The sequence below is a fragment of the Paenibacillus radicis (ex Xue et al. 2023) genome (assembly GCF_024722015.1).
Taxonomy (GTDB): domain Bacteria; phylum Bacillota; class Bacilli; order Paenibacillales; family NBRC-103111; genus Paenibacillus_S.
In genome coordinates this window covers 169,710-192,462 of sequence record NZ_JANQBD010000018.1, presented here as the reverse complement: position 1 = coordinate 192,462, position 22,753 = coordinate 169,710, and the positions used below count along the sequence as shown (strand labels likewise).

Genomic DNA, 22,753 nt, shown 5'->3' with positions numbered 1-22,753 from the left:
GCGGCAGGCTGTTTACCCTCATCTACTTTCATTATTCCGGTAACTTCACACCTAAAGCGGCAAGCATACCACCGTCGATTTTATATTCAGCCCCAGTAATAAAGCTTGCTCGTTCACTGCACAAAAACGCGATCAACTCTCCTACTTCTTCTATGGTGCCGATACGTCCAACTGGATGCATGTTCCCCCAAGCAGCAAGAATGGACTCACTGCTCTGCTCCCCCTTATACATATCCGCTGACATGCGCAGCATGGGCGTGTCGATGGAGGCAGGACAGACCGCGTTCACACGGATTTGCTCATGAGCATGATCATGAGCCATTGCGCGAGTCATAGCATTAATGCCTCCCTTGCTTGCTGAGTATGCGACGACCGATTTCTGCGAGGCCAATGATTGGACGGAGGAAACATTCACGATGGCACCCTTTCCCGCTTTGCGCATTTCAGGAATAGCATATTTACATGCAAGAAACATGCCTTTCAGATTGATATCTATCACTTCATCCCATACCTCCTCAGAGGTCTGCACAGTATCACCATAACGCTGGATGCCTGCGCTGTTAACGAGAATATCCAGCCACCCGCAAGTTTCAACGGCAAATTGAATTAATGACTCAACTTCCGCTGAATATCGTATATCGGCTTTTTTGAAAAAAGCATCAATCCCCATATTCCGCATTTCATCCACAGCTTTGACCCCATCAGACTCATTGACACCGGAGATAACGACCTTCGCGCCGCCTTGTGCCAATCTCCTTGCAGCACCTAAGCCTATTCCAGAGGTGCCCCCTATTACGACAGCTGCTTTACCTGCAAAATCACTGTACATTGTTCCGCCCCTTATTTGATTCCGTAATTATTTTCGGCATTCCAATTGTTTTCTTCCTTCTTTTGCTTTACGAAATCCAACATAATCTTCTTCAGATCGCTTAAATACTTGTCTGCCTGCAGAGAGCCTTCCAAATAAAGCTGACCCATCTTTTGATTGTTTTCCGTCACATTTTTGTCGACCTCTCCACCGTAAATATTCAGCTTCATCGGATCGCCTAGAAAGGCGAAGCCCTTCAATTTCTCGGGAAGGTCAGCGTTCGCTATCGCAGGAGTTCTATAAAGCTTCTCGGCATGTATACCTTGAACTTTGGACGAGGTTATAAATGCCATAAAATCAACGGCAGCATCAAGCTTCTCCGGCTTGATTGTTTTGGGGATCGCCATATTGCCCGCGGGAACTCCACCAATTTCCATCAGCTTTCCTACAGCATCAGGATGGTTTTCTTTTGTCAAATAGGGCAGAGGGAACGCCGCTATTTCGAACTTCCGTGCGCTGGATTCATAAATGACTTTGCTCTGCCCTGAAGTTCTCATAATCATCGCCACTTCACCGCGCAGGAACATATCGGATGATGTATTGAAGTCAATTCCGTTATAGCCTTTGGGCCAATACTGACTCCAGTTTTTGATGATCGGGAATACGTCCTTGTAAGGGGATTGGGTAATATCTACAATGCCTTGATCCACAGCGCGCGTATATTCATTTAACTCGATAAAGCCGCTTTTGTTCACATCCATCTTTTCATACTGCCCCGCGATCAGTTCTTCCGTCAAAATACGAGTTGTCCAGCTGTAGTTATAATCCCCCGGTTTCGTATTTGGAAAACCAAAAGGCGTTACACCTGACTTTTTAAGCTTCTCCTGCGCATCCAGAAACTCGTTCCACGTTTTGGGGACGTTCGTGATACCGGCTTTAGCAAACAGGTCCTTATTGTAAAGAACACGAACCGAGTCGATGTTCGTAGGCACGCTGGCATACGTTTTATTTTCACCTTGAAGCCGCTGCAGTACGGATTTCGGGAAAACTTCCTCCCATGTTTTATCACCAAGGTTAGCATTCTTTTTGCTGTAATACGGGGTCAGGTCTACAAGCAGTCCTTTTTTCAGATCCTCCTGATCCCATATATAGCGGGTTGTGAAGATGTCCGGTGCATTGCCCCCGATCAACTGGGTAGTAACCCAAGTCCGATGCTGCTCTACGCCTCCAAAACTTTGCAGCTGCAGGTTGATCTTCACATTAGGGTTTTTCTCCGCATACATTTTGACGGTGTCTTCCCAAATAGTTTGCTCCGCCTGATCTCCGGTTGCTTCCGTCATGACCATAACATTCAGCTCCGTCTTAGCGCTGGAGCCCGCTTGATTACCGGAACCTGTTTCGCCCGAAGGCGTACTGCTGCAGCCCGCAACGGTAACCGCCAAAACCGCTCCTATAGTTAGACGAGATAGTGAACTCTTTGCTCTTTTCATTTTTATCTACACCCTCTCTATTCATCATCCAAAGCAAAAATACTTCGAACCTTACAACTGAGTTTGTGAAAAGCGCTTTTCCTTGTCTTATCAAATCTGCTGAACGGATGAAGCAAGGAATCAGCCCTTTACCGCACCTGAGGTGATCCCGCTGATAAAGGACTTGGTGGCAAACATAAACAAGATCAGCAGCGGCAAAGAGGCGATGACGTAACCGGCAAACTGCAAGCCTTGTGCTTGTTCCAGCGGTCCCTTGATATTGCTTAACGCGAGTATGATTGGGCGGACTTTATCCCCGGAGGTGACGACCAATGGCCAAATGTAATTGTTCCAGCCGGTCAATGCATTAATAATGGCCACAGTTGCAATAACGGGCTGCGACAACGGCAGTACAATTTGCCCGAAAATCCTTAGCTCCCCTGCTCCTTCTACCTCCGCCGCTTCAAAGAGACTTGAGGATAGTCCCTCGAAGAAAGTGCGCATCAGCATTGTCGCCAAAGCAGAAGCGCCAGCCATCGGACCGAAAATTTGCGCCCAATGCGTGTTGAGTAATCCCAATTGCTTGAACAAAATAAACTGTGGAATCAGCAGAAGAAATCCGGGCACCATCATCAGAATGATAACAAGGGAATATAAAATTCCTTTACCAAAAAAGTTGAAGCGTGCGAACGAGTAGCCGGCAAAGGTAGAATTAATTAACACGCATGCAATAATTCCCGCCGTTATCAAAATGGAATTTAAGATAAAGGGCCAGATTTGTTTGAAAGCGCCTGCATAATTCTCTAAATGAATCGGAAATACCGGTGTCCAGAAATGGAGAAGAATCTGATCCTGAAACTTCAAGGAGCTGATCAGCAGCATATAAAAGGGAAACAACGTCAACAGCACCAGCAGCAGTAAAAAAAATTGATTGACAGCAGACCCATAAGTAAATTTACTCATCCTTCTCCTCCTAGTCCAGTTTCTCTGTCGGTTTAATGAGTTTGTTTGCGGCTAATGTGAACAGCACCAGAATAGCAAAGATCAATACGCCAATAGCAGAGGCATAACCTAATTCATTGTATTCAAAGCCTTTCTTATATAAATAAAGAGCCGGTGTCAGTGTCGTAAAGCCGGGACCTCCGTTCGTAAGCACCAAAATATTTTCGAAGCTTTGATATTGATGAATGAATGCGAGAATAACAACCAGCCGGATTTGATTTCTGATTAGAGGCAGTTCAATGTGAAGAAAACGCTGCCAAGCATTCATGCCGTCCATTCTGCCGACCTCGAACAGCTCCGGGGAGATTGTAATTAAACCCGCCAAATAAATGAGGAAATAAATGCCGCCAATCCAAGGGAAGTTGACGAATAATATCGATCCCAAGGCTGTCGCGCTTTCTCCAAGCCATGCATGGGTCCAGGATTCCAAGCCGATACTTTTAAGCAGCACATTTAACATGCCGTTGCTCATATATATCCATCTCCACAGTAAAAAGATGATGATATAAGGAACGACCATGGGAACAAGAAACAGCACGCGGTATCCATTCTGGAGTTTTTTATTAGAATGAAATACCCCGACAGCTGCGTATAACGGAAGTGTTAATTGGATGAGTACAAAGCTGATCGTCAATATCGTTACATTTTTGAGAGAAACGTAGAAGGTCGGGTCGCTTAATAGCTGGACGAAGTTATTCAAGCCGATAAATTTATTAATATTCGCACCGTTCCATTGGTAAAACGACTTTAAGATGGCCGTATAAAACGGATAATACTTGAATAGACCCATTGAAACAAATATAGGTATGAGGAAGGAATAGGCAATCAAATGCTTATTCAGCTTTCTCCTTCGTTGTGATGCCTTAGCCGTCTTGGGTTGAGTGGAAACCACCGCACCGGATTGGGATTCTGCCATTATCCCTTCTCCTTTCTCATGTAGCCGCTCACGAATTTCGCGCGACTGATACAACCATTTTAGCTTGCAGCCGCCTGCCTGTCGTGGTCGATCCTGCCATTCTAGAGGCCGATATGAACACAGTTCATCTAAGCTTTATCCTCCCATGGATCCCTTAGGTAAGAGGCAAAGGTCAAATCGACCTCCGGGACCGGATCTTCCGTTCTTAACCGCCAATTGAGAATTCTACTGCGCATCGCCTCGATTCGTTCCTTATATTGCGGCTGTTCAGCCAAATTACAAAATTCGTCGGGATCGGCCGTCAGATCGTACAGCTCACAAGGCTGATTGCTGTAATGCACATACTTCCAATTGTCATCGCGAATCATCGTCGCCTTGCATTGATGAGGTGCCAAACCCAACTGCTTGCGGCAGTGATAATACTGGAAGTCCCACTCGGCGAATACTTCACGCTTCCAATCATGAGCAGTACCATTTACTAATGGCAGCAAACTCGTACCCTGGACCGCCTTAGGTAGGGGTAGGCCCGCTAATTCCAGCAACGTTGGTAGTAAATCAACCGCTTCGGCAAACTCGGAAATGGCTCGATTTTGCGGAATGGTGCCCGGCAGCTTGAGGATGAGCGGCACATGCACCGCTTGCTCGTAGAACAGCTCTTTCTCGATCATATGATGATCGCCCAAATATTCACCGTGATCCGAAGTAAATACGATCAAGGTATTTTCCAATACCCCCATTCGCCGCATCTCTTCAAACAAGCGGCCCAGATGATCGTCCAGCTGTGTAATCATTCCGTAATACGCAGCGCGTACACGTCGGAGCCGTTCTTCATCTTCGAGGAAATTTCCCCTGCGTTCATTGCGAAACAGCTCTTGTATCGGTGGCTTATGCTCCAGTTCTCCCTCCTTCAGCTTAGGCATCGGTACTTCCCTCGGGTCGTACATACTAAAATAAGGCTCGGATACGCTAAACGGCAGATGAGGCTTCCAATAGGATAGATGCAGCATCCATGGACGTTCCGTCGTTTCCTTCATAAACCGGATTGCTTCATTCGTCATGTAAGCGGTATCAGAATGCTCCTCACAAATGCGGCACGGATAATCGGCCTCTGCAAAATCCTCTGGATAAGCTTCATGTCCGGGCTGAGGTGTAAGCTCTCTGGGCCAGTAACGGAAGCGGATGTCTTCTTCGCTGTATCCGCATTGCCGCAAATATTGCGGGTAAGACGAATATCCGTCCTTCGCAGGCAATCCGTCATAATAGGCATAATATTCGAATCCGTAGGTTTCCGTAATAGGAGTAAAATGCGTGCGTCCAATCAGAGCTGAACGATAACCGGCCGCGTTGAAATAATCGGCAATCGTTTGTTCACCGGCTCCGAACGGAACCTCATTGAACCTGACGCGATGGGCATGGACATAACGTCCTGTATAGATGGAAGCCCGGGATGGCGCGCAAACAGCGGACTGTACATACGTTTTCTCGAATCGGGTACCTTCAGCTGCAAGCTTATCAATGTTGGGTGTCTTTACCATCGGATGCCCTGTGTGCCCCAGACTATCGTACCGAAGCTGATCAGCCATGACAAAAAGAATATTGATTGGCTTAGCGTTATGGTTCAATTTTGTCATACTTTCGCTCCTTTTGTTAATCTAAATGAAATACTTCATCCAGCAATGTCATGCCCTTATCCCCATCCCGAATGAGAATGGCAGACATATAATCGTACCATTTTCGCTGAACGGGGTGAGCGTCTAGTCGGATTAAAGCTTCATCGATGTTATTGACGCTTTCCATATAACCAAACAAGCTTTGACCTTGACGAAAAATCGAATAATTTCGGATACCGCAATCCTTTAACAGCACCAAAAGCTCCGGCCAAACCTCCCGGTGCCTTCGATCATATTCATTCTCCATACCAGATCGGATTGTTAAACAAAAAGCGCGTCTGTGCATCCTGTCACCTCCTGTTTCTCACAACCTTTATATATATGTATAATAGTAAAGCAACGACCCATTTATTGTCAACAAAAAGCCGTATTCCGATCATGCTCACTCGGAATACGGCTTTAAATTAGAAGACCCATTAGATAGCGACAACAGAATCGCCTATTTTCAATTCACATGGAAGCAATTCCGTGCCCGAATCAAGCTGCCTCTCCAGGAGTCGGCTTACCGCCAATCGCCCCATTTCGTGAAAGGGCTGTACTATGGCACTAACTGATCCGTTTTGCACAAAAGCATGCTGTGGGGTGCCTACGATAAACAAGGACAAATCCGCTGGAATCGTTATCCCCTTTTCCTGCAGAAGTTCTAACAATATTAAGGTTGTCGTGTAATCCGCAGCAAATAGCGCAGTCACCTCCGGATTACGATCCAGCCAATTTGAATATAACACTTTAGCCTCTGTCCTGTCCTCCGGACGTCCAACAATCCACTGATTCTCCAAGGGAACACCATATTGTTTAAAGGCGTCCCGGAACGAATCAACCCTCCGTTCATAGTTGGTAAATCCGTCCCGGATGCCAAGCAAACCGATCCGCTGATGGCCCTGCTTCAGTAGATAGCCAACAGCCTCAAATACTGCGCCATATATATCCGAATCCACACAGGGAAAAGGAGCTTGCTCCCAGCTAGAGTTCAATACGACGAACCTCTCTCCTTTATTCCGAGCATCAACCAATACATTCCATTGGTCATTGGATGGGGTAACAATGATATATTCATCCAGTCCAGGGGGGATCGATTGCAGATCTGCCAGATCCAGGAATCGAATGGAAACGCCTCGTTTATGTGCTTCATCCCGCATGCCGTCCATCATCTCCGACAAGGTGGCATATACACTGCGGTGCTTGTTGCACAACCAAACATTCAACGTATCCGCTGCCTGGTGGGGATTGTTCTCCCGGGGGGGCTCTTGATTGGACACATACGTCCCTTTGCCTTTTCTCGCGGTTAATAAACCTTCGAGTATAAGCTCCGTAATAGCCCTATTCAAGGTGCCCCAGCTGCAATCATACAGCTCACACATGACATTTCTGCTCGGCAACAGTTCACCTGGACTGTATATACCTCCGGCTATTTTATCTCTGATATCTTGTTTAATAGAGTAATAGGTTGGGGTAAAATCTTTGTTCATACCTTCCTCCGTCGCTTTTCTTATCAAATATATACATTTATATATAAGTTACACCATATCCTTTAGGGTGGCAAGCGACCCGATACTTGATTGGTGAAAAAGCAGGCCTTTACCCTCATCTGTTGTTACCAATGTAAAAACTACTGCCAAATGTCACCTGTTTCTTTTTTGCATGAATAGATAATCGTTAACCCGTCCCTCAAAATGGATTGATCCATACAATATTCATCTCCTCTATTTCACAAACTCAGATTCGCCAAGTGAGGATCCCATTGTCACAGATGTAATTTCTTCAAAATGCAAAACTTCTTTGGATTTATAAAAAATGTCTATATAAGTTTCCTCCTCGACAACGGTTGGATCTGCCTTTATACAAAGTAACCCAATATTCCATGCCATTATTACAACTCAAAACCAAAATCAGCGCTTGACGAAGTCATTCGATTTCGTCTCCGTGTCCAGCCTAGCGCTAGACAAAAACGTAAGAACGGTAATGACAACGCATACGACTTTAATCTAATTATTCGACTCGAAGCCATGGCCTGCTCCCAAAAACCTGCATTTTTACAGCCTTTGGCCGGTAGATCCGAAATCTCAAAGAATTCATGCAAATGTGCATTTATTTTTTCATTTTTAGCTGAGCCGGAGCATTTTCCATGAAAATGGATGCACTTTTGCAGGTTTGTTCTCTCTACAGCAATTCCGGTAGGAAAATAACTGCATGTTTGCAGTTATTTGTGAGGACTAGTGGTCGGGCGAGGGTCAAGTTCTGATTGAGGTTGAATCATTATTACCACCTCATTAATTTTTGCGTTCAGGTGAAAATTCGACATCAATTTTCAATTTCCTTTTTATGGATATTAATAATGATAGTTGATACATTACTCGGTTATATGTTTTAAGATTTTTGCCCGATTCCCCGCGACTATTGTATTTGCAGGCACATCCTTCTATGCGCCTTCTGAACATTTGCAAACGGACTTTCTTAACCGTAACTTCAAACAAGACAAGCCGCTCACATGATAAAATATATATGAATCTTAAAGATAGGGAGCGATTGTTTTTGGTCATACTGCAGCCTTCAGATTTGCCAAAAGTTCTTGATCTTCTTGATTTTGTTTACTGGAGACTTGAACATAAAGACTGGTTTTTCAAAGACGATGAGGACTTTCTATCTCGACATTTTGAGGCAAGAGGCAGAATATTTGGCATTTTTAATGAGGATAGGCTGACCGCTTATGCTGTGCTATCCTTTCCTGGTAGTGACCACGATAATATTGCCCAACATTATGATATTTCGCAAGAGGAGTACCATGAAGTTGCAATGCTTGATTCGTGCATCGTACACCCGGATTACCGCGGAAGATCGTTTCAGTATCATCTTTCGTTGCAGCGTGAACTATGTGCGAAGGAATCTGGGTATACGCATTTATTATCCACGGCACATCCGGATAATGCAGCAAGCGTCAACAATTTAAGTAAGATCGGAATGAAGATTTACCGGACAGGTATTAAAAAGGATAATAAAATTAGACATTTTATGTATAAATCATTGAAATAGACAAGTCAGCACTTAGCTGCAAATCAGACGGAGCGAAGGGGCTGCCAAGTGGCAGCCCCTTTGTTGTTAAATTATTGTTTTTCGTTAGTGAGATGGCCTTATTCTTTCTCCTTATTTTTTTGCGATGATCATAAAACGTTTGGAATTGGTCATTATTCCCTTACTTGTTTGATTTTCCTCAATGAATTTTTTTAGTACGGTAAAGTCATTCTCAACTTTTCCAAAGTTCGAGATGATCGGTGTATGTTTTAACAGGAACACTAGATCCTCGTATGTTTTGTAATACTCCCTTGCATCAAATTCAAAAGACTGGATATCAACAAATCCTGCTTCATTTAATTCTGATATATATCTATTTTTTAGTGTCCCGTCTTGGTTACTGAACGATTGCCCTCTCCCAAATGCCTGCTTAATATTGAGTTTATCTTCTTCACATACTTGCTGCGTAAGGAATATGCCACCATTCACCAATACATTGGCTACTTCTTTTGAACAGAAGGGCGAATGCCTACAAGATACCACGTTAAAAAAGTTCTTAGGAAAGTCTATTTTGTCAGCATCCATTTGCAAAATACGTACATTTGATTTTCCTGATAATTTCAGATTAACATTTGCGGCCTCAATCATTCCGGCTGAATTGTCAATTCCGACTAGTATTAAAGCAAACTCAGCAATAGACAGCAGAGCTTCCCCTCCACCAGTGCCGATATCAAGCAATATGTCTGATTTCTTGCATCTTTGGGAAACTTCATTGTAGAAATTCCAATTTACTCCTTCAGATATACATCTAACTTTACTAAAATCCCAGCCGTTTGTTTTTCCAACTCTATCGTAAAAATTCTTATACTCTAATTCGTTCATTTTTTTCAATCCTCTCAATGAGATAATAAAAGCCAAAGGATTTTAGAATTTACTGAATAGGAGGCAAGATGATAGCTCATCAGCCCACTTATTCAGACAACCCCTGGTATCCTTTGGCTTTAACGTAAGTGATGATAGCCGACACCATCCAAAGTTTTAGTTTTCATATGTCAAAAGGGTATAGAACCCCCTTGATGGCTGGTACGCGTTTTTTCCAGCCCGAAAACTAAATACCTCGAACGTTACGGATTGACATCCACTTCACCTCATTAGAACAGATTATTTTATTATAAATTCAGGGAATATGATTTTACAAGCAATTCTTTATGATGCATACTTGCACGTATCGCAGCGTGTCAGCCAGATCAGTTGGCCGCCTCGTTATGATGTATTGGTATTATGCTTGTGTCCCCGCACATGTTTATTTTTTGTATATAGCTCATCAATTCGGCGATTCCTTGATATTGTAGTGTTAACTGATCATTCAGTTTTTTCAGAGCTAGTTGAAAGGATCTTTCTATCGAAGCCATCGTTTGTGTTTCTAAGTCATCAAGCAACTGCTTCATGCTCTCTATGAAGTAGACTGTTTTTCTTAAGCTGCTGATCACGATAATTTTTTTTAATTCATGCGATGTATACACTCTGTACCCATTTTCTTCATTTCTCCTCGAATGTATCAGCCCCTCTTTTTCCCAATGTCTAATGGCTGAGGGGTTGACCCCGGCAATTGCAGAAACTTCACCGATCGTCATTGCATCACTTACCTTCATATTTCTGAATCCAGAGAAGTCGGTTTGTTTGATCATTGTCAAAACTTCTTCAACTCGCTGTTTTTCCATTTGAATGTTATGTTGTTGAGCATTGATTAGCCAAAGGGATTCTACTGTATGCCCGTGCTTTATTTTTCTCATTGCCTCATAGATGACAGGAATATCATGTCCTTTTAACAATGCTCGAATGGTAACAAAAGCTTGCAGATGAGTAGAAGTATAGCATCTGCGATTGCTGGCTGTTCTCGGCACTTCCGGTATCAAGCCTTGTTCTTCATACCTTCTTAGGGTGGTCGTACTGACATTTAGTTTCTTGGCAATACGTTTAGGCATATAGGTAACTTCCATTATGATCACTCCAATATTTAAAGTGAAACCTTCAACTGCTACAACAAGATTTATACACATATTGTACGTCATATTAAGCTAAAAGATAGTCCAAACCGAAATCTTGCATAAATGTTATATGATCATTATATAAAAGCAATTTAGGAGTGATCTGGTTGATAAAAATGGTGAAGCTGATGAATGGTTCAGAAATTGAGGTTCGATTGGCCGGAAATCCCGATAGAAAGACAATCATGCTGCCAATTGCTAAAAAAACGGTCTATGGTGAAGAAGCCGAAAAATTGAATATGTGGGGGGTAGATCCGGAACTAGGTGAGCATTTTGTCGAAGGACTTGCGGATATCTTTCAGGTTCTCTATTTCGATTATGAAGGACATTTATTGGCTTATCCAAACCCGGATCACCTGACGCCGGAACAGGTCGTGAAGGATTTGTTGCGGATCGCTGATGAGATGCAAATTCGATCCTTCAGCTACTATGGCTATTCCTGGCTGGCTTTGGTGGGACTGCAACTGGCCATCCGAACCGATCGACTGGAGAGCTTAATTATGGGTGGGTACCCGCCATATAATGGACCATACTTGGAAATGATGACGGTGACTAACAAAGCCTACGAGCAGGCGCTGCAGAACGAACAAAACACCGTTACTTCCCATCAGCCATCCGAAAACCCTGAAGCGTTTGATTGGGACAATATCACCGTGAAGATTGATCCCCGGGTTGCAAAGCAATTTATGACCCTGTATCAAAATTTAATGGGTTTTGATGACCGAAGCATACAAGACAGACTGCAGCTTCCGAAGTTTGCCTTTGCGGGAGAGAAGGATACCATCGTGTATGGCGAGAACTTTGGGAGTGTGACGGTCGATATCGTCGGTTTACTGGAGAGAAATGAGAATCAACTAAATGAGCTCGAATGGGATGTTGAAATCTTGAAGGGAAACGACATGGATCATACGAAAGCCATGCAACCAGCAACGGTGTTACCTTTAATTAAACCTTGGTTAATAGAAAAGCTATTGCGTGACGATCGGGAATAGTGAGGGAGATCTGAAGGAGAAATCGTTGGAGATTCCGCGAAATCTGATCTCGAAAAGCAAACATCGATTCAGCACGCTGACTATAACGGCAAGTTTGATAAGCTATCATTTTCAGAATGATTTTGGCAGATTTAGAGCAAAACTCTGTGTTCCAATATATTTTTCAAACTGATATGAGACTTTGAAGGCCCTAGCTTTATGAGGGAATCCTGAAATTCGGCAAGTTCCTCAATGGATGCCGTTTGTACCTTGATAAGATAATTATATTCCCCGCTTATTCGATATAAATCTGTTACTTCCCTAGCCTTGTCACAAAAATCAACGATCTCCTGGCAATGTTCAGTTTTCAGCAAAATAAAAGTAGTCATGCCTCGATTCAGATTCCTTAAATTAAATTGTGTCGAATACTCGGTAATGATCTTTTTGTCTTCTAGCTTCAAAATCCTTTCCTTAACCGAAGGTTGGGACATACTAATTTCTTTACTGATTTGAGAGATAGACATTCGTGCATTATGCTGAAGCAGCTGCAAAATCTTTTTGTCAATATCATCGATTAGATGATCCATATGCATAAGACCCCCTGGATTAAAATCTATAAATTAAGCCATATCAATCAAATTAGCTTATATTTATTAACTACTTTACCACGATTTCCTCATATAACATATGTATTTCAACAAGTTAATATCTGTATACTATAAAAATAAAAACACTTATAAATAAGGAGAAATTTCGAATGAGCGTGAACGGCCTTTCACATGTGGCGATCCAAGCCAAAAACTATAAAGCAACTATTACATTCTATACTGAAGTTTTAGGGTTCAAGGTTGGTCATCATTGGCGGCTGCCATCCTTTCAAATCAAAGAAGCTTCCATGCTAGTTTCACCTGATCAAAGAACCTGTATTGAGATCTTTGATAACGACGCTGTCATCCCTGCTCAAGGCAAGAAAGCATCGTCTGAAGAAGATATAGCTCATGGAGCATTATTACATTTAGCCTTCTATGTGAATAATGTAGATGAAATGTTTCAAAAAGCCCTTGCTCACGGAGCAAAGGCTTTTATAGAACCGGATTACCTTTCACTTGGTGAACCACCCCTTGTAGTCAAGAACGCTGTCATTCACAGTCCCAACGGAGAAGTTATCGAATTTATTGAAGAGGTTGATTTTGATATGTCTACCAAGACCCTTGCAAATTAAGCTTTTTAACGAAAACTTGTCGTTACTTATGATCAGGGTCCCCCCTATCAGTATTTAACTAAGCACAGGGCGGCTGCCGTTTGTTTCATCAGCAGCCCTCTGCTTGCTGCTATTCAGCTCTCGTCTCTCCTTAGCTTAATAAGGCCTCCATTGGCAGCCGTTATTTGCGCATCCACTTGTTCAATATGACAGATCAATTAGGGAAATCTATTTTCTTTCGTTCAGGATAGGGAATGGGTTCCCACCAACCTTTAAGCAATGCTTCCCCATACCATTCTGGTGAAAAACAAAAAAATCTTTTTTTAGCAGATTGAACAGCTTTCTCAATATCATAATTGACTCTATGTAAAGTAACTTTATCCCGTCTAGTATCAATAGTGACGTAAGCCGCTCTCGAATCGCCATCTAATGAGAACCCAACCGCTCCAGCATTCACCAAAACCGTATTTGCACTTCGGAAAATAAACTGTTTATGTATATGACCCATGATTAACCAATCTGCCCGAATATTTGCGATACTAGATTCAACATATTGGATAGAATCATGTGGTTGAATCGCCGAATAACAGTCTTTTGGAGTTCCATGAACGAAAAGAAACGATTGGCCATCTACTTCAAAACGGTATTCAAAAGGTAATTTTGACAAATATTCAATATCTAAATTTGACATACGTTCGATATGCCAATTCAGGTAAGGCAGCTCATCTTGACTTGGGATATAGGAAGACTCATGTGACTGAAGATTTTTAATATCCGTAGCCCCCAAAAGATATAAATCTGTATTTCCATAAACACATGGAATACCAAGTCTTCGTATTTCCGAGACACATTCCCCAGGTTCAGGTCCCTTATAAGCAATATCACCTAAACAAATTACTTTATCAACCGCTTCTTTTGCAATATCATTTAGAACGGCTTCTAATGCCGTCAAATTTCCATGTATGTCAGATATAACAGCAAGTTTCACATCAATCCCCCCTGTTTGCCAGAACATTTTGATTACCTATCTACAATAACATTCAACTGTTAAATGTAAATGCTGAATCCCGATCCTTTTTTTGAATGGATTCCATGTCCTTTCTTTAAAATTGCAGCGTAGAAATAGCCTGCAATTGTAATTACAATAAAAATAACGCCAAATACCAAATGAGTATATGTTGTACCGATTCCATGCTGAGTATGATGAAAATCCATCGTATTCACAGATGTAACCTCCTTAAAATAGAGAAAAACCGAATAATGCAATGAAAGGAGGTGCTGAAAGCATCTCCTTTCATTGCATTATTGCGGGATTTCAATAGATTATTTTAAATTAGAATAAATGTTATACATTAGTACAGCCGCCTGCGCTCTATTCGTAGTTTCCTTCGGATGAATAGCATTATCATACCCTTGTACCAAGCCCATATCGACTAATGCTGCTACACTAGAAAGAGCATAATCCGAAATTTGTGCATAATCGCTGAATTGTTTTACATATCCTTCTTTTGACTTGCTCGTCATTTGCTTTGTCACTCTCAGCGCGCGTTCTGTCATTACGATCATATCTTCCCTAGTAATCGAATCGTGAGGCTTAAATAAATTATTGCCCACGCCCTCCGTAATCCCTGCCTTTCTGGCTATCCTTAATGCTTCATCGTAGTAGTCATCTTCATATACATCGGCAAACTTGTCTCCCAGCCCCTTACTTCGGTTCAATTCTAAAGTACGTGTCAATAAGAGTAAAAAGTCGGCACGTGTGACCGGCTGATTGGGAACAAACATTTGCTCAGTTACGCCGTTAATAATCCCTTTTGAAGCCAATACTTCAATCTGTTTTTTAGCCCAGTCCAAAGAAGTGATATCATTAAATGTTTTTTGTACAAATGCTATCGCATATTCGCTAAAGTGCGTCGTTTTAAAAACCACTGAGCCTGTTGTCGCATCATACTTGCCGTTTGATACCGGCACAACTTGTCCATCCCCTGTCAGATACCAAACCACGATATGCTCGGGCGATTGAAGCTCTTCTACATTGGGTGAATATGGCACGCTTACGGTTACCGGGGCATCCGGATTGCTCCAGGATATTGTATTGTTGCTAGACTTCAAGCTAATATCAATAACGGGGCGATCTCCAATCTGGCTGATTAAGCTTTCATTTAGCTTCCTGAGCCCTGCGTCTCCGATTTGTAGTGCGATATCTTCATTAGTTATTTCATTTTCATGAAACATACTGCTCGAGAGGAGCACAGAAGCAATGGGTGAAACAACCTGTATTTGAATCAAACTTCCATTACTCGAAAGAAAAATAGAGGGAACCTGTAGTTTATATGCCGTCGCACCCGATACTTCATTCATTATTATTTTTATAATTTTTATACCCTGTTCATTTACTTCCGCCTGCTGAATTGTACTTTCTAAAGTTGTTTTATTTAATACAAAGGTTGCTATCTTCGTTATCGCGTCCAGTTTGGCATCAGTAGCTTGTAAAATAATGATTCCCTGGTTATTTGGATTATTGATGCCTCCTAAACCACGATTCGCTGTTGAACCACTGTTTGGATTGCTCTGTGAACCATCGTTGCCGCTATTTGAGCCATTATCACCGTTATTTGAACTCGTAACAATTGATGCCGTCACATTGGCATTTCCATTAATGGTCTGAGAATTCAATTTACTGTCCACAAGGATTAAATCCTTCAACTGAATAGTTGTTTTCCCCAAACCCACTGTTTTGAATGTTACGGTGGCGAGAACCATAGTTCCATTCTCACCAGATACATCACTTAATTTGCTGAACACAAATTGCAAATGGCGGCCATCGGTTTGAGGAATTACCGCGGAAAATCCCGAAACGCTACTTTTAGCACTCTTTAACTCCAGCAATGTATTATCATAATCAATATTCATTTCGTAACCAGACAAATCAGTTATATTGTTGCCGGTAACGGTAACCTGAATTTCATTCCCCACTGTTGCCTGCGCATTATTCAATTGCATGGCAAAAGTCGGCGTACCGGCTGCATAAGCAAACCTCGGAATCATTAACAGGATACCTACGAGCAACATTAAGCTAAATGACCGTATGTTTCGTCTCACTCCGATGACCCATCCTTTCGGTAAAAGCAGGAGGGAGCCTTACCTCCCCCCACTTATACAATCAGTTGATTTGTTGTGCTACAAAGACAAGATCGATAATGTTGATTATGTTATCGTTGTTAAAATCCATTGTCTTATACTGTACCCGATCCGCGCTGCCGGAAGTTTTTCCATACGCCGCAGCAATTATGGCCAAGTCGCCGATATCCATAAAGCCGTCTTTATTAATATCTGCTTTATAGCTTCCTACATTGGACAAATTAACCTTCTCTCCATTCGAGCCAGCAATAGAAATATACGATAAAGTAATATCTTTAGGTGAACGCAAATCGGCTTTTGGCCTAAATTGGATGTTCAGAAAATCGCTATCTGCAGTAATCCCTTTGCCTAGACCTGCGAGCATAATTCGCACAGTGCCGTCAGAACTTGGAGTTTGGCTTACAACAGCCAGATCTGATTTCAAAGAACTTGCACCTACAAATTCGAATTGGCTCGGGTCAAAGTTAACTGTCAAGTCTTGCCCGTAAATGCCTTGATAAACACTGCTCGTTACATTTTTCAAGCCGTATTTCAATGCGAAAGTTTCCCCTTTATTTACGGAAATTTTTCCGCTCAAAGTAGCCATTGTATGATGCACTCTAAAGGAACTGGTCAAATTAATGTTTTCCGAGGAATTTCCAACATACACATCGTACTTGCCGTCAAGGGTCTTCCATGTCTGTGCAGTGGTATCCCAAATGGATAACGGATGGTTCGACGCAGCTGGATCGATCGTGATCTTGACTTGCTTCTCCTCACCCGGGCTGAGGGAAACTTTCTTGAAGCCTACCAAACGCTTCGGCGGCTCGTTCGCAATAGTAGGCAGACCCAGATAAACCTGAGGCACCTCGGCGCCCGCAACGTTTCCTGTGTTCTTTACGAGGAAGGATACCTCGATCGGTACGTTCCCATCATTAAACTGCTGCGAAATGGAAAGATTAGAAATCTTGAAGTTCGTGTAAGACAAGCCGTAGCCGAAGGCGAATTGCGGTTTAATGTTTTGGGAGTCATACCAGCGGTAACCCATTTGCAGCCCTTCAGAGTAATATACCTGTGGGATGCCTGAACCGATGCCAGGATAGCGATCTGCAGAGCTCGTAGGTGTGTCCGCCTTAGCGACTGGATAAGTCACCGGGAGCTTGCCTGATGGATTGGCGAAACCGAACAGCAGATTAGCTACGGCGTTACCATCCTCTTGACCCGGGTTCCAGGCCTCGAGAATCGCAGGGATTTTATTGACCCAAGGCATCAGAACCGAGTCCCCGTCCTTAAGCACAAGCACAGTTTTATTGTTTGCTGCTGCGATAGCTGAGATCAGCGCATCCTGGTTATTTGGCAGGGACAGATCGGGGCGGTCGCTGCCTTCGCTGGTTACGACACCAGCCATCAATATGACAACATCGGCCGCTTGCGCTGCAGCAACTGCATCGCTAAGGTTACTGTTGTTATTGGCTACCGTCACCTTGTTGATTGTCGCGTTCGAGCCGAGTTTCGTCAGGGCGTTTTGCAGACCCGTGAGCGGTGTGACCGTATACAACGGTTGGACCCGCGAACTGCCTCCTCCGCCAGCGACTGCTGCATCAACGAAAGTCGACTGACCAATCAGAGCAATGCTTGTCACGGTGGACTTTAGCGGTAACAGTTGACCCTCGTTCTTAAGTAAAACAGCAGTTTGCTCGGCCATCTCACGTGATTTTGTTCCGTTGGCAATTGCATTGATGGTTCCATGTACAATTGGTCGGTCGAAAATACCGAATCTGAACATCTGCAAGTAACGGCGATAGAGCGCTTGGTTTATTGTTTCGATCTTAAGACTGCCATCAGCAAGTGCAGCATTAATTTTTGTAACACTGAAGTTGCTGGCAGACTGCATTTCAAAATCCAAGCCGGCGTTAAGCGCAGGGGCAGTAGAGTGTGTAGCTCCAAAGTCGGACTGTACATATCCCTTAAAGCCCCACATATCTCGAAGAACAGTGTTCAGCGTATATGGGTTTTCGCAGGCGTAAGTGCCTCCGATACGATTGTACGAGCACATGATCGAACCGACGCCGCCATCCTTAACTGACATCTCGAAAGGCAGAAGGTAGAGTTCGTGAAGTACATTATCATAGACGTTCACGTTGACTGACATCCGGTTCTGCTCCTGGTCATTAAGCACGTAATGCTTCGACATGGCTATGATGTTGTTAGCTTGAATCCCGCGTATTTCCTTCGAAGCCATAGTTCCGGAAAGGTAAGGATCCTCACCAAAGTACTCAAAGTTTCGGCCGCCTTCTCCCACGCGCGCAAGATTCATTCCGGGTGACTCCAGCTCGTGCAATCCAAGGGTACGTGATTCTTGCCCCATCAAGTCACCAAACTTGTACGCAAGGTCTGTATCGAAACTAGCTGCAAGACCAAGTGCGACAGGCAACGCTGTAGCCTTATCCTGTGGGGAGCAGTCACCACCGCCAAGACCCACAGGACCGTTAGTGATCCGGAATGTGGGGATTCCCAGCTCAGGGATGCCAGGTACGTGTCGGCCGGGACTTCCGCACTCAGGAAGCTCCGGAATCGCACCGCTTTTCCCGGCGAGCTGCTGGATTTTCTGATCCAGCGTCATCGCATTGACAAGAAGATTAGCACGCACTTCAGGTGCAAGCGAAGCATCCATCCAGGACAACTGGGGAGGAACAGCAGCAAGAACGCCACTAGTGAAGTTAAGAGTAAAGGTCAATAACATAATCAGTGCAGCTACTGTGAATTTTTTCGAATTATAAAAGCTATAAGCCAAACAGAACCCCTCCTAAGGTATTGATGAATAAGAGACTATTCGTTCCCACTGTTGTAATTTTTAATGCATATTCTATTTATAACCTCGATTTAAAGCGCTTACATTTAAGTTTTACCCTCTCATCGGAATATAGGCGGACTTCTCAGTTTATTTCCCCCTCCCTAATTATCTAAGACTACAATTAGACTTCATCAAGCTCTCTAATATTCGAAAGATACAACATTCATCACCTCCTTAAATAATCCAATGCTAAAAGTAAACATTGCTTCCAAAACCGCAAACCAAGTTGCTGACTTATCGTTCTTGGTTTCACTCTTACGCATTCTTATATTCCGAAGGGGATACACCTGTATACTTTCTGAAACAAAGACTGAAATAATGCGGATTCTTGAAGCCCACCTTTTCAGCTACTTCATACGACTTTAAATCAGACATTCTTAGCAGCTCCATGGCCTTTTTCATACGCAGCTGATTGAGAAATTCACTAAAATTAATGTTTTTTTCTTTCTTGAAAATAATACTTAAGTAGGTGGGACTGATATGTACTACGCTTGAAACATCCTGTAGAGAAAGACCCTCTTGATCATAATGAAGTTCCATATACTCCACAACGCGATGGATCACTTTCTTCATCTGTTTGTCGCGTTGATGATTGACGATGGATACCAACTCGATCACGAGCTTGCGAATACAAGCAAATATCTCATAGACCGTTTGCATTTGCTGTTGTTGGTTATAAATCGTATAAAAATCATCTAATTGTTTTGCTTGCTCCTCTAATTCTTTATACAGCAGAACGGTAATTCCAACTCCGATCAAACGCATCTTCGACAAGGAAATCGATTGGCTCTCAATGATGGACTGCTCCATCGTATTTAAGATGGATAGAGCCTCCCCCTCCAATCCTAACTTGACCTTCAAAGCCAATTCCTTCTCCATACCGTCAAATTGTGTTGAGTCTTTGCGAGGGCCCAGACCAGTATCGGAAATAGTTAGTACGCGATTCGTCCCTAAAATGTGACGGAACTCCAGCGAAGATCGGGCATCCTGATAGGAGAATGCAATTTCTGCTGTCAGCTCATAAGAAAAACCAATGCCTGCCGTCACCGTAGTTTTCAAAAATTTCTCTACATTAACACGGATGGCTTCCGCGATCTCATAAGCCTGACGTTCAGCTTTCTCCCGATCGCCTTCAGCAAACACAATGATTACGACCTCGTCCTCATTAGAATTAAAGACAAGACCTTTTGCCAAGCTGGAGAGCGTTTCTTCGGAAACGTTGATAATACAGTATTTGAGGATTTCTTTTCCAAACCTGTTCTGGTATTCAGGGTAACTATAATCATCTGCTTTCAGTAAAATAACTACAAATCGTTCAGCAGTTAGTTGGAGACCGAGGAAGTCGATACCCGAATTAATTTCCTCCGGAGTCAATTTCCCGTTAAACAGCTTTACCAAAAATTGCTGTCTCAAGAGTGGTAATCCTTCAATGACCTTCTGTTTTATTTCGGACTCATATTCAAGCTCTTTAATTGCACGCTTCGCCGTATCAAGTAATTTGCCAGAATCAACTGGCTTTAATAAATAGTCAAACACCTTAAGCTGCAGCGCCCTCTTGGCATAATCAAAATCATCGTAGCTAGTCAGCATCAAAACTTTAGTATCGGGATAAGCCTTAACTACCTGCTCAGTAAACTCGAAACCATCAACAAAAGGCATACGAATATCGGTAATAATTAAGTGTGGTCGTTTCTCTGCTACGAGACTCATGCCTTCCTCACCATTCATTGCAGTGCCCACAACTTCAAACCCGTTGGCCTCCCATTCGATGTTTTTACTTAAACCACGGGTAATAATGACTTCGTCATCAATAATTGCAACCTTATACATACTGGTCCTCCCTGGAGTTTAATTTCGTAATACGTATTTAGTTAGCATCCACTATAGAAAAGCTACTGTTATCTGAATGTGACGATTACTACGGTTCCCGTTTCAGGACTACTCTCATAGCTGAGTCCGTACTTCATGCCATAATTCAACTGCAGCCTCTTATGCACATTAGAAATCCCGAAGCCGGCCCCCTCTTCTCCGGTACGCTTGTCCGACAAAGAAGCATTGATTGTGGCGAGCTGTTCAGCGGACATACCCGCACCATTGTCCTCAATGAGGATCACGCAATCATCATCCTGAATAAATCCCTTGATACGAATATGCCCCTTCGTGCGAATGTTCTTCATTCCGTGATAAATCGCATTCTCAATCAGTGGCTGCAGGGTCAACTTTACAATTTTGTAATCCAATATAGCCGGCTCCATCTCAATTTCAAAGGTAAAACTATCACCATATCGCAGCTCTTGAATTGTAAAATAATGATTGATATGTTCTATTTCTTGAGATACAGGAATGATTTCGCTGCCTCTACTAATTGAGATACGGAAGAAATCCGAGAGCGCGGACACCATCCGGCTTGCTTCCTTTTTCTCGTCCATTTCGATTAGATGCTTGATAGAATACAGCGTGTTATATAGAAAATGCGGCCTGATTTGAAACTGCAGCGCTTCTAATTCTGCTTTCCGTTTCTTTTCTTGCTCGTTCTCTATTTGAGTAAGCAGCTGTTTGATCCTATGAATCATATCCCGAACACCTCTATTCAGTATGCCGATCTCATTTTGCGGCATTTCCCTGAATTCGATGTCAAGGTTGCCTTCTTGGATTGTATTAATTTTTCGAGTGAGCCTAATGATCGGCTTTGAAATAATGTTAGCCAGAAAATTAGAAAAGAAGATCACGATGACAAACAAAATGAACATTAAAACGAGGATCAGGTATTTGATGTAACTCACTTTGTTGAATAATTCTTCCTTAGGCACAACCGCAGCAATTTTCCATTTATTGATTTTTAAAGTATCGTAAACAACCAACATTTCTTTCCCATACTCGTTAGTAATTGTAATTTTTCCGGATCCCTGCGTAGTTTGTAATATTTGCGACTGCAATTCTGAATCCTTAATACCATATTTATCCTCAACTTTCTTGTAGGAAATTATCCCTTCCGCACTAATGAGACATAGATAACCATTATTACTGATAGTTGGATTATTTAATATCGTTTGAAAAAATGAATCTTTTATATTGAAAAGGATAATACCTTTAATATGTTCCATGTCTTTACCCAGCAGTTTATATAAGCTAATTACTTTCCCACTCTTGTTTTGATTAAATGTAGTCACAATGGGATCAGCGTGTAGTGTTAGCCAATGGATAATAGAAGCGGGGTCGGTTGCCTGCACAAGCTTGTAAGGTTCAAGTGAAATCTTCACTAATTCGGTCAGGTCATCTTTTCTGTAGAACGCTTGACGATCATTGTTGTAAGAAAGTAATGTTGAATCGATCAAGCTTCGATCTGGGAAGGCTCTGTTCAAGACTCTATTTAATTGAAGGAAATCACCCGGCTGCAGATTATAAGAAGGATTTTCAGTGCGTAATGTAATATCCGATAAGTCGGCATCATTATCGATAATTGTTAAACTCGTTACCAGATCGGTTAATTTATCGTTTAGAAAGCTTTCGGTTTGTGAGACGGTATCGGAAATACTCGTAAATGCATTCTGCTGAAGTTGATCGGACGCAAGCAGGTAGGAAAATAATCCGGTAGTAAAAACAAACAGCATAGTAATAGGGATAGATATCCACAAAATAGTTGATTTCAACGAACGATTCTGAATAAAAGACAAGGTAACCCCTC

Annotated in this window: 19 protein-coding genes; 3 read left to right on the top strand and 16 right to left on the bottom strand. The window is 42.7% G+C overall.

From position 1 onward, the window contains the following. Window positions 1-31 precede the first annotated feature (31 nt). The 7 genes from NV381_RS23845 to NV381_RS23815 all read right to left on the bottom strand — a co-directional run bounded on the left by NV381_RS23845 (window position 32) and on the right by NV381_RS23815 (window position 7,334). On the bottom strand, window positions 32-829 hold the full coding sequence (locus tag NV381_RS23845; protein WP_258215792.1) for an SDR family NAD(P)-dependent oxidoreductase: 798 nt from the start codon (window positions 827-829) through the stop codon (window positions 32-34). Window positions 830-840: 11 nt separating this feature from the next. Then, window positions 841-2,298: an ABC transporter substrate-binding protein gene (locus tag NV381_RS23840; RefSeq protein ID WP_258215791.1), complete on the bottom strand. Its 1,458-nt coding sequence runs from the start codon at window positions 2,296-2,298 to the stop codon at window positions 841-843. A gap of 120 nt (window positions 2,299-2,418) precedes the next feature. After that, complete coding sequence (locus tag NV381_RS23835) at window positions 2,419-3,240, bottom strand: carbohydrate ABC transporter permease (protein ID WP_258215790.1); 822 nt, start codon at window positions 3,238-3,240, stop codon at window positions 2,419-2,421. A gap of 10 nt (window positions 3,241-3,250) precedes the next feature. Beyond that, window positions 3,251-4,195 carry a carbohydrate ABC transporter permease gene (locus NV381_RS23830; RefSeq protein ID WP_258215789.1) on the bottom strand — a complete coding sequence of 315 codons (945 nt, stop codon included), beginning with the start codon at window positions 4,193-4,195 and terminating at the stop codon, window positions 3,251-3,253. A gap of 128 nt (window positions 4,196-4,323) precedes the next feature. Beyond that, window positions 4,324-5,826, bottom strand: a complete 1,503-nt coding sequence (locus tag NV381_RS23825) for a sulfatase-like hydrolase/transferase (RefSeq protein WP_258215788.1) — start codon at window positions 5,824-5,826, stop codon at window positions 4,324-4,326. Window positions 5,827-5,842: 16 nt separating this feature from the next. Then, on the bottom strand, window positions 5,843-6,151 hold the full coding sequence (locus NV381_RS23820) for an L-rhamnose mutarotase (RefSeq protein ID WP_258215787.1): 309 nt from the start codon (window positions 6,149-6,151) through the stop codon (window positions 5,843-5,845). Window positions 6,152-6,281: 130 nt separating this feature from the next. Next, window positions 6,282-7,334, bottom strand: a complete 1,053-nt coding sequence (locus NV381_RS23815) for a GntR family transcriptional regulator (RefSeq protein ID WP_258215786.1) — start codon at window positions 7,332-7,334, stop codon at window positions 6,282-6,284. 1,033 nt (window positions 7,335-8,367) lie between these two features. On the opposite strand from NV381_RS23815, the gene NV381_RS23810 reads away from it, so the two are divergent. Then, window positions 8,368-8,895, top strand: a complete 528-nt coding sequence (locus NV381_RS23810; protein ID WP_258215785.1) for a GNAT family N-acetyltransferase — start codon at window positions 8,368-8,370, stop codon at window positions 8,893-8,895. Window positions 8,896-9,006: 111 nt separating this feature from the next. On the opposite strand, the gene NV381_RS23805 is transcribed toward NV381_RS23810, so the two are convergent. Next, window positions 9,007-9,756, bottom strand: a complete 750-nt coding sequence (locus NV381_RS23805) for a class I SAM-dependent methyltransferase (RefSeq protein ID WP_258215784.1) — start codon at window positions 9,754-9,756, stop codon at window positions 9,007-9,009. Window positions 9,757-10,121: 365 nt separating this feature from the next. Next, window positions 10,122-10,874 carry a MerR family DNA-binding transcriptional regulator gene (locus NV381_RS23800; RefSeq protein WP_258215783.1) on the bottom strand — a complete coding sequence of 251 codons (753 nt, stop codon included), beginning with the start codon at window positions 10,872-10,874 and terminating at the stop codon, window positions 10,122-10,124. Window positions 10,875-11,029: 155 nt separating this feature from the next. Here NV381_RS23800 and NV381_RS23795 point away from each other — a divergent pair, with 155 nt between their 5' ends. Continuing rightward, window positions 11,030-11,914 (top strand): alpha/beta fold hydrolase, encoded by an 885-nt coding sequence (locus NV381_RS23795; protein WP_258215782.1) that lies wholly within the window; start codon window positions 11,030-11,032, stop codon window positions 11,912-11,914. Window positions 11,915-12,045: 131 nt separating this feature from the next. On the opposite strand, the gene NV381_RS23790 is transcribed toward NV381_RS23795, so the two are convergent. Continuing rightward, complete coding sequence (locus NV381_RS23790; protein ID WP_258215781.1) at window positions 12,046-12,480, bottom strand: Lrp/AsnC family transcriptional regulator; 435 nt, start codon at window positions 12,478-12,480, stop codon at window positions 12,046-12,048. Between the two features lie 170 nt (window positions 12,481-12,650). Between NV381_RS23790 and NV381_RS23785 the strand changes: the two genes are divergently transcribed. Then, window positions 12,651-13,115: a VOC family protein gene (locus tag NV381_RS23785; RefSeq protein ID WP_258215780.1), complete on the top strand. Its 465-nt coding sequence runs from the start codon at window positions 12,651-12,653 to the stop codon at window positions 13,113-13,115. 193 nt (window positions 13,116-13,308) lie between these two features. Here the strand turns inward: NV381_RS23785 and NV381_RS23780 are convergent, their stop codons facing one another. From NV381_RS23780 to NV381_RS23755, 6 genes are all read right to left on the bottom strand, one after another. Next, window positions 13,309-14,082 (bottom strand): metallophosphoesterase family protein, encoded by a 774-nt coding sequence (locus tag NV381_RS23780; RefSeq protein WP_258215779.1) that lies wholly within the window; start codon window positions 14,080-14,082, stop codon window positions 13,309-13,311. Between the two features lie 59 nt (window positions 14,083-14,141). Next, window positions 14,142-14,318, bottom strand: coding sequence for a hypothetical protein (locus NV381_RS23775; RefSeq protein ID WP_258215778.1), 177 nt, complete (start codon window positions 14,316-14,318; stop codon window positions 14,142-14,144). 99 nt (window positions 14,319-14,417) lie between these two features. Next, entirely contained in the window at window positions 14,418-16,196 is a 1,779-nt protein-coding gene (locus NV381_RS23770) for an S-layer homology domain-containing protein (protein ID WP_258215777.1), read from the bottom strand. A 61-nt stretch (window positions 16,197-16,257) separates the two neighbouring features. Further along, window positions 16,258-19,008 (bottom strand): glycoside hydrolase family 3 C-terminal domain-containing protein, encoded by a 2,751-nt coding sequence (locus tag NV381_RS23765; RefSeq protein ID WP_258215776.1) that lies wholly within the window; start codon window positions 19,006-19,008, stop codon window positions 16,258-16,260. A 315-nt stretch (window positions 19,009-19,323) separates the two neighbouring features. Then, window positions 19,324-20,898, bottom strand: a complete 1,575-nt coding sequence (locus tag NV381_RS23760) for a response regulator (RefSeq protein WP_258215775.1) — start codon at window positions 20,896-20,898, stop codon at window positions 19,324-19,326. 68 nt (window positions 20,899-20,966) lie between these two features. Then, entirely contained in the window at window positions 20,967-22,742 is a 1,776-nt protein-coding gene (locus tag NV381_RS23755) for a cache domain-containing sensor histidine kinase (protein WP_258215774.1), read from the bottom strand. Between the last annotated feature and the right edge of the window lie 11 nt (window positions 22,743-22,753).